The 13,812-nt window shown below is 39.3% G+C and carries 13 protein-coding genes; all 13 read left to right on the plus strand.

Translation table 11 applies throughout. From position 1 onward, the window contains the following. The first annotated feature begins 19 nt into the window (after nt 1-19). The 13 genes from mraZ (at nt 20) to ftsA (ending at nt 13,801) form a co-directional block, all read left to right on the plus strand. Nucleotides 20-451 (plus strand): division/cell wall cluster transcriptional repressor MraZ, encoded by a 432-nt coding sequence (mraZ, locus tag CD33_RS16655; RefSeq protein ID WP_036202735.1) that lies wholly within the window; start codon nt 20-22, stop codon nt 449-451. A gap of 31 nt (nt 452-482) precedes the next feature. After that, complete coding sequence (gene rsmH, locus CD33_RS16660; RefSeq protein ID WP_036202738.1) at nt 483-1,433, plus strand: 16S rRNA (cytosine(1402)-N(4))-methyltransferase RsmH; 951 nt, start codon at nt 483-485, stop codon at nt 1,431-1,433. Further along, nucleotides 1,434-1,802, plus strand: coding sequence for a cell division protein FtsL (gene ftsL, locus CD33_RS16665; protein WP_036202741.1), 369 nt, complete (start codon nt 1,434-1,436; stop codon nt 1,800-1,802). Next, nucleotides 1,799-4,024, plus strand: coding sequence for a penicillin-binding protein (locus CD33_RS16670; RefSeq protein WP_176400037.1), 2,226 nt, complete (start codon nt 1,799-1,801; stop codon nt 4,022-4,024). Before ftsL ends, CD33_RS16670 begins: the two co-directional genes overlap by 4 nt. A 121-nt stretch (nt 4,025-4,145) precedes the next feature. Then, nucleotides 4,146-6,074 (plus strand): stage V sporulation protein D, encoded by a 1,929-nt coding sequence (locus CD33_RS16675; protein WP_036202747.1) that lies wholly within the window; start codon nt 4,146-4,148, stop codon nt 6,072-6,074. An 80-nt stretch (nt 6,075-6,154) separates the two neighbouring features. Further along, on the plus strand, nt 6,155-7,129 hold the full coding sequence (mraY, locus tag CD33_RS16680) for a phospho-N-acetylmuramoyl-pentapeptide-transferase (RefSeq protein ID WP_036202749.1): 975 nt from the start codon (nt 6,155-6,157) through the stop codon (nt 7,127-7,129). Continuing rightward, the gene (gene murD, locus CD33_RS16685; protein ID WP_036202751.1) at nt 7,126-8,475 is read left to right on the plus strand and encodes a UDP-N-acetylmuramoyl-L-alanine--D-glutamate ligase; all 1,350 of its coding nucleotides are present in this window, start codon (nt 7,126-7,128) and stop codon (nt 8,473-8,475) included. The genes mraY and murD overlap by 4 nt, the downstream gene beginning before the upstream one ends. A 104-nt stretch (nt 8,476-8,579) precedes the next feature. Continuing rightward, nucleotides 8,580-9,665 carry an FtsW/RodA/SpoVE family cell cycle protein gene (locus tag CD33_RS16690; RefSeq protein ID WP_088291722.1) on the plus strand — a complete coding sequence of 362 codons (1,086 nt, stop codon included), beginning with the start codon at nt 8,580-8,582 and terminating at the stop codon, nt 9,663-9,665. Between the two features lie 72 nt (nt 9,666-9,737). Next, nucleotides 9,738-10,580 (plus strand): cell division protein FtsQ/DivIB, encoded by an 843-nt coding sequence (locus CD33_RS16695; protein ID WP_036202754.1) that lies wholly within the window; start codon nt 9,738-9,740, stop codon nt 10,578-10,580. Further along, entirely contained in the window at nt 10,558-11,277 is a 720-nt protein-coding gene (locus CD33_RS16700) for a DUF881 domain-containing protein (protein ID WP_036204077.1), read from the plus strand. Before CD33_RS16695 ends, CD33_RS16700 begins: the two co-directional genes overlap by 23 nt. Before the next feature lie 42 nt (nt 11,278-11,319). Beyond that, nucleotides 11,320-12,039, plus strand: a complete 720-nt coding sequence (locus CD33_RS16705) for a DUF881 domain-containing protein (protein WP_036202756.1) — start codon at nt 11,320-11,322, stop codon at nt 12,037-12,039. A 2-nt stretch (nt 12,040-12,041) separates the two neighbouring features. Then, the gene (locus CD33_RS16710) at nt 12,042-12,410 is read left to right on the plus strand and encodes a small basic family protein (protein ID WP_036202759.1); all 369 of its coding nucleotides are present in this window, start codon (nt 12,042-12,044) and stop codon (nt 12,408-12,410) included. Between the two features lie 98 nt (nt 12,411-12,508). Next, a complete protein-coding gene (gene ftsA, locus CD33_RS16715; RefSeq protein ID WP_036204080.1) occupies nt 12,509-13,801 on the plus strand; it encodes a cell division protein FtsA in 1,293 nt (430 codons plus the stop codon). The last annotated feature ends 11 nt before the right edge of the window (nt 13,802-13,812 follow it).

Below are 13,812 nucleotides of genomic sequence, written 5' to 3' on the forward strand. Positions count from 1 at the left end.
CTAAAGTGGGGTGAGTAGCATGTTCATGGGAGAATATCAACATTCCGTTGATGCAAAAGGACGCCTTATTATTCCTTCCAAATTTCGTGAAGACTTGGGGAATACTTTTGTTATTACACGTGGACTTGATAACTGTCTATTTGGATATCCTATGGATGAATGGCGAAAACTCGAGGAAAAATTAAAGGAATTGCCAATGACGAAAAAGGATGCCCGTGCATTTGCAAGGTTTTTCTTTTCTGGTGCAACAGAAGTTGAAATAGATAAGCAAGGAAGAATTAATATACCATCCACACTGACTACTTACGCTAAGCTTGAAAAAGAATGTGTAGTTGTAGGTGTTTCAAGTAAAATTGAAATTTGGGCTAAAGAATCTTGGGAATCCTATTTCAACGAAGCTGAAAATTCTTTTAATGAGATAGCAGAAAATTTAATTGGCTTTGACTTCTAGAAAAGTTGCCGCCAAGAAGGAGTAATGGTGAATGTTCGATCATACAACCGTATTATTAAAAGAAACTGTTGATGGACTGAACATCAATCCCAAAGGAATATATGTGGATTGTACATTAGGTGGCGCTGGGCATAGTGAATACTTAGTACAGCAATTATCATCAGAAGGTCGACTTATTTGTTTCGACCAAGATACGACAGCGATAGAAAATGCAAAAGTACGATTAGCGGACTATTTAGACCGAGTGACATTTGTACATTCGAATTTCCGGTACGTGAAAGAAGAATTACAAAAGCTTAATATTCAAAAAGTTGATGGCATTCTTTATGACTTGGGTGTCTCTTCTCCACAACTAGATACTCCGGAACGCGGATTTAGTTATCATCACGATGCACCTTTAGATATGCGTATGGACCAAACAGCACCGCTTTCTGCTTTCCATGTAGTGAATGAATGGGCTTACGAAGATTTAGTACGTATTTTCTTCCGATATGGGGAGGAAAAGTTCTCCAAGCAAATTGCTAGAAAAATCGAGGAAACAAGAAAAAACGCACCCATTGAAACAACTGGACAACTGGTGGAACTTATTAAGGAAGGAATCCCTGCACCTGCCCGAAGAAAGGGTGGTCATCCAGCGAAGAGAGTTTTCCAAGCAATTCGAATTGCGGTTAATGATGAGTTGGGAGCAGCGGAAGATTCATTAGTTGATGCATTGAAGTTGTTAAAGGTTGGTGGGAGAATTAGCGTGATTACATTCCACTCTTTAGAAGACCGATTAACCAAATCCATTTTTAAAGAGGCTTCCTCTCTTCCAGATTTACCACCCGGTTTACCGGTAATCCCGGATGAGTTCAAGCCATCATTGAAACTTGTTACTAGAAAGCCAATTGTACCTACAGATGAGGAGCTTGAAAAAAATAATCGTTCACGATCGGCAAAACTGAGAATTGCCGAGAAAATAAGCGAGAAAGGACGAGAATAAATGGCAGTACGTGCTAGGCAAAATTCTTATGTGAGCCAACCGGTAAATCCTGAACAGCAACAAGTACAACAACAGAGAAATAAAAGAAAGAAATCGATAATCACAGCAAAAGAAAAAATGCTCTATATCGCATTCATTGTCCTGGTTTGTGCTTTGGCAGTTACTATACTACATAAGCAGAGTTCAATTCAGCAAACGACCATGGAGATACAAAAAATTGAATCGGAAATCACGGAGCTAGAAAAACAAAATGTGAATTTAAAAGTTCAAGTGAGTGAATTATCAACCTATGAGAGAATTTGGGAGAAAGCAAAAGAACTCGGTTTAACACTTAATGAGAAAAATGTGAAGGTAGTGCCGGGAGAATGAAAAAAAAGAGATTTCGATTCCAATGGGGAGCCTTTCTAATGTTAGTTATTTACGGAGGGCTCTTTTTTGCATTATTTATTCGTATTTTTTATATTCAGTCAACTGGTGAAGTGAAAGGGCAGCAACTAGAAGCAAAAGCAGCTGCACTTTACGGGAAAGAAGCAATCCTGACTGCCGAACGCGGCAAGATTCTTGACCGAAATGGCGGTGTAATTGCAGAAGATACACTAAGCTATCGGCTTGTAGCGGTGGTGAATCCCGAGGCGACTACAGACAAGGACAAACCAAGACATGTAGTCAATCCTGAAAAAACGGCCAAAGTTCTGGCCAAATATATATCGATGGAAGAGTCAGAGATTTATAAAATCCTCACTAGAAAACTCAGTGATGGAAGGACACCTTACCAAGTTGAATTTGGTGTAGCCGGTCGCAGCATCAGTCACGAAGTAATGACGGCCATTAAAAATGAAAAACTGGAAGGAATTACTTTCACAAGCGATTCAACCCGCTATTACCCAAATGGTCCATTTGCCTCCCATTTAATTGGTTTCGCATTAAAGGAAGAGCAAGAGGATAGCACTTTTAAAACTGTAGGGAAAATGGGCTTGGAATATACTTACAACAAAGAGTTGACGGGTAAGGACGGCTCAATCCAATACGAGAGTGACATTTTCGGATATTTGTTGCCAAATAGCGAAAAAATGGTAACACCTGCTGAAAATGGGGATGATATCTATTTAACTATAGATAAGACGATTCAGAACTTCCTGGAAGAGTCAATGACGAACGTATATAAAAAATACAATCCTGAATCGATGGTTGCGGTAGTCGCAGATCCCAAAACTGGTGAAATTTTGGCGATGTCCCAGCGACCGACTTTTGACCCGGATACAAGAGAAGGGCTTGATTCATGGAATAACAATGTCATAGAATCGGTAATTGAACCTGGTTCAACCATGAAAACTTTCACTCTAGCAACAGCGATAGAAACAGATAATTGGGCTCCAAACGCTTATTATCAATCAGGTTCCTACACATTGCTGGGGGATACGATTCGGGACCATAACCAAAGAGGTTGGGGACCGATAACGTATTTGCAAGGATTCCAACGGTCATCGAATACAGCTATGGCGAATCTTCTAGAATATATCGGAAATGATACATTAATAGATTACTTCAAGAAGTTTGGATTTGGAGAAAAGACTGGTATCGATTTACCCGGGGAAGCATCGGGTACATTATTGACGAACTGGCCGATAAACTATGTGACAACTTCATATGGACAAGGATCAACAGCAACACCTATTCAGCTTGTCCAGGCCATGACAGCAATTGCGAATGATGGTGAAATGATGCAGCCATATGTGATTAATAAAATAGTGGATTCCTCAACCGGCAAAGTAATTAAAGAAGAGAAACCGACGGTAAAAGGGAATCCGATATCCAAAGAAACAGCAAAGCAAGTTCGTGAAATTCTAGCTTCTACTGTTACTTCAGAGGTCGGGACGGCCAAAAGTTTCGCTATCGAAGGTTATGATGTGGCCGGGAAAACAGGAACAGCATACATCCCTAGATCAGATGGATCGGGTAGATACCTGACAGGCAATAAAAATAATTATTTATATTCATTTTTAGGTCTGGCTCCGGCAGATGATCCACAATTAATTGTCTATGTTGCGGTAAAACAACCTAAACTAGAAGCGACAGAGCTTGGATCAGCACCTGTATCCGAAGTGTTCACCTCCGTGATGCAAAACAGTTTGAAATATTTAAATATAAACCCTGAAGATGTAGCGGAAGCACAAAAAACGACGTTGAAAGATTATGTTGGTGATAATGCTGATAATGTTCAGGTAGAGTTGATGAACCAAGGTGTTACACCGGTCATTATTGGAGATGGTGGCAAGATCATTGATCAATATCCAGAAAAAGATTTATCTATAACAAAGGGAAGTATAGTCTTTTTGAAAACGGAAGGGTCGATTACTTTACCTTCATTCAGTAACTGGTCGCTCCGAAATCTGTTGGTTTATAAAATGATGTCCGGACTGACAATTGAAATAGTTGGAGAGGGATATGTTGAAAGCCAAAGTGTCTCTGCTAATACAATCGTGGATCAAGGTTCCCCAATCGTTGTGCAGCTAAGGACGCCTGAAGAGATATATTCCTCACCCCCTATAGAAGAAACTTTTATAGATGGAGAAGAATTGCCGCAAGATTAACTTCCTTAAATCATTAATTCTTAGCGTTGGAAGTGGAGTGCACCAAGTTGAATATCATTAAATATCCGAATAGAAATCGCTTTTCATTCATACTTTGTTAAAAACGAGGTGTGAATAGTAGATGAAGTGGATTTCGACCATTTCAAAGAAACGCTTAAAGTTGATTGTTTATGGGTTTATTCTTTTTGGGATAGCGGTTGTTATTAGGTTATTTTATGTACAAGTCATTCAGCACGATGAATTGACGAAACTTGCAAAAGAGAATTGGGATAGGGAGATTCCGTTTGCTTCAGAAAGAGGGGAAATTGTCGACCGTAACGGGGAAACCATCGTAACGAATAAATTGGCTCCGACTCTTTATTTTATGCCTGCACAAAATGATAATATTGAAGAAGCTGCCAAGCAAATTGCTTCGGTGTTAGATCTGGATGCAGACAAGTTGTTCGAAAAAATGAATAAGCGGACTTATTTAGTAAAACTTGCACCAGAGGCCAAAAATATTACGTATGAACAAGCTGTTGAAATTCAGAGTCTCAAGATCGACGGTTTGTATAGTGGCGTAGACTATGTCCGACATTACCCTTATGGAAATTTATTGTCGCGCTTTATCGGTTTTACAGGCTATGATACACAAGGTCTTGCCGGTATTGAGTACCAATATGACAAAGTATTGACTTCCAAGGAGGCTGCAATTCGACTCTTTACTGATGCGCAGGGGAATTCCCTGCCTCATGTGGATGATGAATGGCGTGAAGGAGATCAAGGAGCAACTGTCGAGCTAACGATTGATTTGGAAGTCCAAAAGGTAGTGGAACGAGAGTTATCGCAAGCGATGGAAAAATATGATGCCGATCAGGCATTAGCAATTGCCATGAATGTAAATACTGGTGAAATATTGGGGCTGTCATCGTATCCTACATATGATCCCGCTAATTTTGATGATGTAGATCAATCAATTTATAACCGCAATTTGCCAGTTTGGATGACCTATGAGCCGGGGTCTACATTTAAAATTATTACACTAAGTGCAGCACTTGAGGAAAACGTTGTCGATTTAGAAAAAGATACGTTTTTTGACAAGGGATATACAATTGTGGAAGATACACGGTTGCGTTGTTGGAAGCGTGAAGGTCATGGCCAAGAGACGTTCATGCAAGTTGTAGAAAATTCCTGCAATCCAGGTTTTATCGAGCTAGGTCAGCGAGTGGGCTCTGACAAGCTTCTGCAATATATAAAAGATTTCGGTTTTGGTGAACCTACTGGCTCCAATATTCCAGGGGAAGCATCCGGTATACTTTTTTCCAAAGAAAACTTTGGACCTGTCGAACATGCCACAACCTCCTTTGGCCAAGGGATTGCTGTTACGCCGATTCAACAGGTTCAAGCAGTAGCAGCTGCAGTTAACGGTGGGAAATTATTTACACCGTATGTCGTTTCCAAAGTCGTAGATCCGGAATCTGGCAAGGTCATTTCTGAAACTAAGCCAGAAATGAAACGAACAGTCATAAGTGAAGCGACATCTGCAAAAGTCCGTAACGCATTGGAATCGGTTGTTGCCAATGGATCAGGTAGACAAGCATTTCGTGATGGTCTCCGTATTGGCGGCAAAACAGGAACGGCACAAAAAGCGGTTGATGGCCGATATAAAGATGGAGAATATATCGTTTCCTTTATCGGTTTTGCACCTGCGGATAAACCCGAGGTTGTAGTTTATGTGGCAATCGACAATCCGAAAAGCGCGACAGTTTTTGGTAGTACAATTGCCGCGCCTATCGTCGGACAAATTATTGAAGATATTGCACCTACAGTCGGCATTGAAGTAAATCGTGAAGGACAAATGGAAAAGCAATATCGTTGGGGAGACCCTATAACGGACCGAGTTCCTAATTTGGTTGGTTATTCGGTAGATGAATTAGCAAAATTACAATATCCATTTAAGATGGAGTTGCATGGCGAAGGTACGATTATCAAATCACAATTGCCTGAACCAGATAATATTCTTGAACAAGATGGAACAATACATCTTTACTTAGACGAAAAAAATGAATGATTAACTTCTTAGTTTAAATGCCAAACATGGTTTTAGAGTAGTACTAAAGAAGAATGAACTGAAATTAGAGGAGATCTAACATGACAATCACAACAACAATAACCATTCTAGCAATTTCATTTATCGTTTCTGTGGTTTTAGCACCGATATTCATCCCGTTGCTTCGTCGATTGAAGTTTGGACAGAGTATTCGGGAAGAAGGTCCACAATCACATATGAAAAAAGCTGGAACTCCAACAATGGGGGGCATAATTTTTTTAATCTCGATAATTGCTACAACGGTAATTGTTGGAAATATGTACGACATATTTACGACTCAATCAATCGTCATCATTCTAGTGCTGGCTGGATTCGGCTTGATCGGATTTTTGGATGATGGGATAAAAGTAATTTTTAAACGTAATCTAGGGTTAACATCTTTGCAAAAGTTAATTGGCCAAATCATTATCTCAATCGCTGCATTTCTATTATTGCGGCTTGGTTCATTCGATACATCAATTAATGTGCCGTTTATCGATTGGTCGATTGATTTAGGTATTTTATATGTAGGTTTTTTAATTTTCTGGTTGGTCGGTTTCTCAAATGCGGTAAACTTGACGGACGGATTAGATGGACTGGTTGCTGGGACTGCATCGATTGCCTTTACTGCATTTGGAGTGATTGCACTATATAATGAACAGGCCGATGTTGCACTATTTACATTTGCGGTGACGGGTGCGCTTTTAGGATTTTTAATTTTCAATGCAAATCCTGCAAAAGTATTTATGGGTGATACAGGATCCCTCGCTTTGGGCGGATCCCTCGCCCTTGTCTCCATCCTTGTGAAAGCGGAGTTGCTTTTACTGTTGATTGGGTTGGTTTTTGTTATTGAAACATTATCGGTTATCCTGCAGGTGGCAAGTTTTAAATTACGAGGCAAACGTATTTTTAAAATGAGTCCGATCCATCACCATTTTGAATTGTCCGGCTGGTCAGAGCGCAAAGTTGTCGGCGTCTTTTGGTCAACGGCAGTAGTAGTGGCATTAATCGCAGTAGTATCGGAGGCATTGCTATGATTGAATATACAAAATTGCAACATAAAAAAGTCTTGGTATTGGGATTGGCAAAAAGTGGCGTAGCTGCCGCGGAACTGCTTCATCAATTAGGTGCTTTCGTTACAGTGAATGATTCAAAGCCTTTTGATGAAAATCCACAGGCACAAAGCTTGCTAGAAAAAGGGATTACTGTGATCTGTGGTCGACATCCAGAAGATTTGCTTGATGAAGGATTTGAATTGCTTGTCAAAAATCCTGGCATTCCATATACAAACCCTATCGTGGATGATGCGGTGAAACGGGGGGTGCAGGTGATTACAGAAGTCGAACTTGCTTATTTAGTCAGCGATGCACCGATTATCGGAATTACGGGGACAAATGGGAAAACGACAACGACAACTTTGATTTTCGAAATGTTAAATAGAGGACGGAAAAGTCCATTAATTGCTGGAAATATAGGAACAGTTGCTTGCGGAGTGGCGGCTGGTGCGACAAAAGACAATGTTATCGTGACGGAACTTTCCTCATTCCAGCTAATGGGGACGAAAGAGTTCAAACCGAAAATTGCCATTCTGACGAATTTATACGATGCACATTTAGATTACCATGGTAGTTTTGAGGACTACGCAAATGCTAAATTCAATATTACGAAAAATCAAGATGAATCGGATTGGTTCATATACAATGCCGATCAGGAAATAGTGAATGAATATGCTGCTAAATCGAAGGCAGGTAAAATACCTTTTAGTTCAAATGGACGGTCCGATGTCGGCATCAGTGCTGATGACGAGATGATCTATTGGCAGGGTGAAGCCTTTTTAGAAAGAGTAAATATAGCACTCCCAGGGAAACATAACTTAGAAAATATTTTGGCAGCACTTGCAGCCTGTATTCTATACGGCTGTGAAAAAAAAGCTTTAGAAGAAGTGTTGAAAACTTTCACTGGAGTCCGTCACCGTACACAGTTTGTTCGGGAGTGGAATGGACGGAAAATTTATAACGACTCAAAAGCGACAAACTGTCTGGCAACAAAAGTTGCTTTGGAGGCTTTCACACAGCCAATAATTTTACTGGCTGGGGGGTTGGATCGGAATCACTCCTTTGAGGAGCTTCGTGCATCCATGAAGAATGTGAAAAGTGTTGTAGCATTTGGACAGACAGGTGAAAGATTTATCGAATTTGCAAAATCATGTGGAGTTGAAGAAGCGGTATTGGCAGAAGATGTAGAGGATGCCGTAACGAAAGCAGCTTCAATTTCCGAAGATGGTGATGTTTTATTATTGTCTCCTGCATGTGCCAGCTGGGATCAGTACAAAAGCTTTGAAATTCGCGGGGATTTGTTCATTGAAGCTGTAATGAAGCTGTAATGGAAGTAGGGCGGATTTTTAGTGAAAAGATTAAACTTTTGTGCTTAGAGCAAATTCCTCTAAGCACAGTGCTTTTTGAGTATTTATAAGAAAGGATGCCTTAGCTGAAGTTTACCTATAAGAGGCTCTTCATATTTTCTGCAATCTCGCTGTCATTGTTTGGAATCACTTTCATTTATTCTGCCGGTACATATTGGAGTGCGATTCACTACGAAGGTGAACTGCCTTTCTATATTAAGCAACTTATTTACTTGATTTTAGCTTTAGCTGTATTTCTAACTGTTACCAATATGCCGCTCTTTACTCAGGAAAAGACTTGGATTGTACTCTATGTGTTCTCTCTAGTATTATTGGTTCTAGTATTGATTCCTGGTATCGGCCTTGAACGAAATGGTTCCCAAAGCTGGATTGGTCTTGGTCCACTAACCATTCAACCAGCAGAACTCGTCAAAATAACGACTTTGATGTATTTAAGTTTTTTGCTAAGTAAAGTCAAAAATGATGAGCGTGTTGTCCAGATAAAACACTTTTTAATCATAATCCTTCCGTGTGCATTAATTATGCTGCAGCCAGATTTTGGGTCTGTGTTCATCCTAGTGGTAGCGGCGTTTATTTTACTTTTCATTGCCAAATACCCAATCAAATTATATGTTGGGTTTATAGTTCTGGGGATAGTTGGTTTGGTTGCGTTAATTGCTTCTGCTCCATATCGTCTGAAACGGATTGAAGCTTTTATCAATCCTTGGGCGGATCCATTAGTTAGTGGCTTCCAGGCAGTGCAATCGTTGCTGGCGATAGGTCCGGCAGGGTTATTGGGACATGGATTCCAGGAAAGCCGTCAAAAGTTTCTATACTTGCCAGAGCCTCAAAATGACTTTATCTTCTCCATAATCCTGGAGGAAATTGGATTCTTGGGTGGATGTGTGGTGTTGGCACTTTTTGCTGTTTTTATATATTCAGGCTGTGGACTAGCCATTCAATCACTGAAAAGTTCCGATTTTTATGCCATCTCCGCGTTGGTCGGGATGGTAGGATTCCAAGCAGCATTAAATATTGGAGTTGTTATCGGTCTGATTCCCGTAACTGGAGTAACTTTGCCTTTTATTAGTTACGGTGGTACATCGCTGATGATTATTTGGTTTGTTGTGGCCATTATAATTAGCTTTGCAAATCGAACCGACAATACCTAAGTCCTATATATAAAATGATGGTATGATATCAACCATATGAAAAGAAAGTGGAGGAAAGGAGGAGTAAAAATTATGGATAAAGTAATCGATATCGAAGAACGGATTCCAACTCTCAGAGAAAAAAGAAGAAAAAGAACAAACTTTAAATTTATTTTTTTGATTGTAATATTCTTGGCAACATTATTTTTACTCCTTTACTTTCAATCTCCATATAGCGAAATCAAAAATGTTGAAGTGGTTGGTGCCGAGTTGGTAGACGCGGATTATTATAGAGAACAATCCACTTTACAACCGGGAGATTCGATGTGGGGATTTAAAGTAACTGATGTTTCGGACAAAATAAGCAGGGAACACTGGGTAAAGGATGTTTCGGTAAAAAGAAAATGGTTGACAACCGTGCAAATCGAAGTCGAAGAATGGGAAAAGGTTGCATACATATCACTTGAAAATGAGCTTTATCCTATGTTGGAAAATGGAGATATATTCAAAGAAGCCAGCAGCTTGGCGCCTATTGATGCTCCGTTATTTTTGGAATTTGAGGATGAAAAATTGAGGAAAAGGGTATTGGAGGAACTTGCAAAGTTGGATTCGACGGTCCTATCGTTAATTTCTCAAATAAATTCCACACCCAGCAGTGCAGACCCTTATGCACTTACCCTTTTTATGAATGACGGGTATGAAGTCCGAGCAGAGGTTACTACTTTAGCCGAAAAGTTGAATTATTACCCTTCCATTGTTGCTCAAATCGAGAGCGCCGGTTCTACTGAAAAGGGGATAATTGATATCGAGGTAGGTTCGTATTATAAATCCTATCAAGATGAGTATGTGGAACTTGACTTAAATACGGATGTGTTAGATGGAGCGGTGAGTGAAGAACAGGAAGTGATGGATGATGAAGAAACCACTTCAGACTAAAAAAAACAGCAAATTTACAAGAAAGCAGCTCATCATACTAATTGTATGCATCACAACAGGATTTATTATCGGTTACTCCTATAAATTAACAAAAAATCATGAAAACCGAAATAACTCCTATGTAGAACAAGAAGAATCATACCGTGAAGACTTAATTCACCAGCAGGAAAGAAACAAAGAATTGGCGGAAGAATTGAGGGATCTGCAAGAACGGCTGAGAGATTACGAAAGGTCCTTTGCAAAGGATGAAGATAAATATGAGCATTTACTTGAGGAAGCCGAGAAGTTGCGATTGATGCTCGGTAAAATTCCTTCCCAAGGACCTGGAGTACAAGTCACTCTGAACGACAATGAATATGATCCCAATTCAACAAACCCAAATGAATATATCGTGCATGAAAGCCATGTCTTTTCTGTAATCAATGAGTTGAAGATATCTGGAGCCGAAAGTATCTCGATTAATGGGCAAAGGTTAAAATCGAATTCATATATCAGATGTAATGGCCCGGTAATAACAATTGATGGGAAGCATTATCCTGCTCCGTTTGTCATTGAAGCAGTCGGGGATTCGAAAACACTTATATCTTCTTTAAAAATTGTCGGAGGAGTATTTGACCAATTACTAAGTGATAATATTGTGGTAACGATTGAGGAGAAAAATCTTATACAAATGGATTCAATAAGTGATGAAGCATAACTTTATCCGAGGACAAGCCCAGAGCGTTTAGGAGGGGAACCGATGAAGAAAAGAATAGTTACCCAAATGACGGTTATCTCATTTATTGTAGGTCTTATGATTGCTGTTCAATATAATACAGTTCAAAATCCTACAACAAGGGACACAAGGGATATTTGGGCAATCAGGCAGGAACTATCCGAAGAAAAGGAAAATCACTCAAAGTTGTTATCGGAAATAGCCACTTATAATGAATTTATCGAACAGTATAAGGACGATGATACTCAAAGTCAGGCTGCATTGTTAAATAAAACGGTCGATGATCTTAAACGTGAAATTGGACTATTGCCTGTCAATGGGCCTGGATTGGTGCTTGATATTAGCCCAGCCATGGAATTAGTGCAATTTGGTTATGAGATTGAACCCATTGCACCTGATTTATTAATTCGATTAGTAAATGAAATCTACCGCTATAATGGCCTTTATATCGAAATTGCGGGGCAACGCCTTACACATCGATCGGCTATTCGGGATATCAATGGTGCAACAACGGTCAATGGTGTTGCCATTGATGAGACGGATATTAACATTAAAATTATAACCGAAACCTTCGAAAAAGCTGAAAAGCTATATGGTTACTTATATGCTTCAACTTTTAGGGATGATTTTTACTTGGATAATCTAAACTTGCGTATAAATGGAGCGCAAAAAAATATTAAAATTGCAGAAGTTGACGGACCATTATCAACAGATTACTTAGTTGAAAACAACGAAGGGGACTAACTATGTGGTTACCATTATTAGGACTAATATTAGGCTTAAGTTTAGGAGTATTAACCGATATACAAATCCCTGCTATTTATGAAAATTATTTATCAATAGCAGTATTGGCGGCTTTGGATACTTTATTTGGAGGAATACGTGCAAATCTGCAACAAGTATATGACGATAAAGTATTTGTATCCGGTTTTTTCTTTAATATAGCACTTGCTGCAGGACTGGCATTTTTGGGCGTCCATCTGGGTGTTGACCTCTATTTGGCTGCCATATTTGCCTTTGGTGTCCGATTGTTCCAAAATATTGCAGTCATTCGACGAATTTTGATATCAAAATGGGAAGAGAGACATATAAAAAAGGATGAAAATACAGTATAATAGCTGTAAAATTAAATCTTGTATATGATTTTATTTAGACATTACTTTGGAATTACAATAGAATAAAATATAGCAGGAAACGAAGGAGGTGCGGAATGATGAATCACCAAGATATTTATATATCACTTGATATTGGTTCATCTTCTATTAAAGTTTTGATAGGAGAGATTACAGATAACCAATTGCACGTAATTGGTGTTGGTAATGTAAAATCCAACGGTATACGTAAAGGCGCAATCGTTGATATAGATGCTACTGTACAATCCATTAAAAAAGCAATCGAACAAGCAGAACGCATGACAGGAATCAAAATAAACGAAGTAGTACTTGGTATACCCGCAAATCAAACAACACTTCAACCAGTAAAAGGTGTAGTAGCTGTAAATAGTGAAAACCGTGAAATTACTGATGAAGATTTAGACAGAGTAATTGAATCCGCACAAGTGATGTCAATTCCACCAGAAAGAGAACTTGTTAATATAATCCCACGTCAATTCATAGTTGATAATCTAGATGAAATTAAAGACCCACGCGGTATGATTGGTATTCGTTTAGAAATGGATGCTACAATGATTACAACTTCCAAAACATTAGTCCATAATGTTTTGCGTTGTGTAGAACGTGCTGGATTGCAAATTAGAGAAATCTATTTACAACCGTTGGCAGCTGGATCTTTTGCTTTGACTGAAGACGAAAAAAATCAAGGAACAGCCTTTATCGATCTAGGGGGAGGTTCCACTACTGTAGCAGTATTCGAAGAAGGTTTACTCACACGGACAGGGGTGATCCCTGTTGGTGGCGAACATATAACGAAAGATTTATCGATTGTACTTAAGACACCAACTGAGCAAGCGGAAATTATAAAAAAACAGTTTGGACATGCCTTTTATGATGATGCTTCGGATGATGAAATTTTTGAAGTGCCTGTATCTGGCACCGATGCGATGGATCAGTACAGCCAAAAGTTCATTTCAGAAATTATCGGTGTCCGTCTTGAAGAATTATTCGAACTAGTTTTAGATGAATTGGCCCGTTTAGGAGTTCGTGATTTGCCTGGTGGAGTAGTCCTTACAGGTGGTGTTGCACAACTAGAGGGAATTGCACAGCTTGCTCGCCAAGTTATGCAAACACGTGTAAGAATTTATACTCCAGACTATATTGGGGTTCGTGAATCGGCATATACAACAGCTGTAGGTTTAATACGTTATGCACATTTAGAGGATGAATTCTATGGTAGAAGTCCAGTCCAAGCGCCAGCATATGCTTCAGTCGGTGCTGGAACACCGCCTCCTAAAAAAACATCCAACACTGTGGAAAAAGATAGCAATAATACAAACAAAACAAGCGTAATTAATAAAGCTAAGAAACTTTTCGATAAGTTCTTTGAATAATAATTCAAGAT

The organism is Ureibacillus sinduriensis BLB-1 = JCM 15800 (genome assembly GCF_000772955.1).
In the GTDB taxonomy this organism is placed as follows: domain Bacteria; phylum Bacillota; class Bacilli; order Bacillales_A; family Planococcaceae; genus Ureibacillus; species Ureibacillus sinduriensis.

Coding starts and splice junctions, on each gene's coding strand:
- ftsA (WP_036204080.1), top strand. CDS start 12,509: ATGAATCACCAAGATATTTATATATCACTTGATATTGGTTCATCTTCT.
- mraY (WP_036202749.1), top strand. CDS start 6,155: ATGACAATCACAACAACAATAACCATTCTAGCAATTTCATTTATCGTT.
- CD33_RS16710 (WP_036202759.1), top strand. CDS start 12,042: ATGTGGTTACCATTATTAGGACTAATATTAGGCTTAAGTTTAGGAGTA.
- mraZ (WP_036202735.1), top strand. CDS start 20: ATGTTCATGGGAGAATATCAACATTCCGTTGATGCAAAAGGACGCCTT.
- CD33_RS16700 (WP_036204077.1), top strand. CDS start 10,558: ATGAAGAAACCACTTCAGACTAAAAAAAACAGCAAATTTACAAGAAAG.
- CD33_RS16705 (WP_036202756.1), top strand. CDS start 11,320: ATGAAGAAAAGAATAGTTACCCAAATGACGGTTATCTCATTTATTGTA.
- CD33_RS16695 (WP_036202754.1), top strand. CDS start 9,738: ATGGATAAAGTAATCGATATCGAAGAACGGATTCCAACTCTCAGAGAA.
- ftsL (WP_036202741.1), top strand. CDS start 1,434: ATGGCAGTACGTGCTAGGCAAAATTCTTATGTGAGCCAACCGGTAAAT.
- CD33_RS16670 (WP_176400037.1), top strand. CDS start 1,799: ATGAAAAAAAAGAGATTTCGATTCCAATGGGGAGCCTTTCTAATGTTA.
- murD (WP_036202751.1), top strand. CDS start 7,126: ATGATTGAATATACAAAATTGCAACATAAAAAAGTCTTGGTATTGGGA.
- rsmH (WP_036202738.1), top strand. CDS start 483: ATGTTCGATCATACAACCGTATTATTAAAAGAAACTGTTGATGGACTG.
- CD33_RS16675 (WP_036202747.1), top strand. CDS start 4,146: ATGAAGTGGATTTCGACCATTTCAAAGAAACGCTTAAAGTTGATTGTT.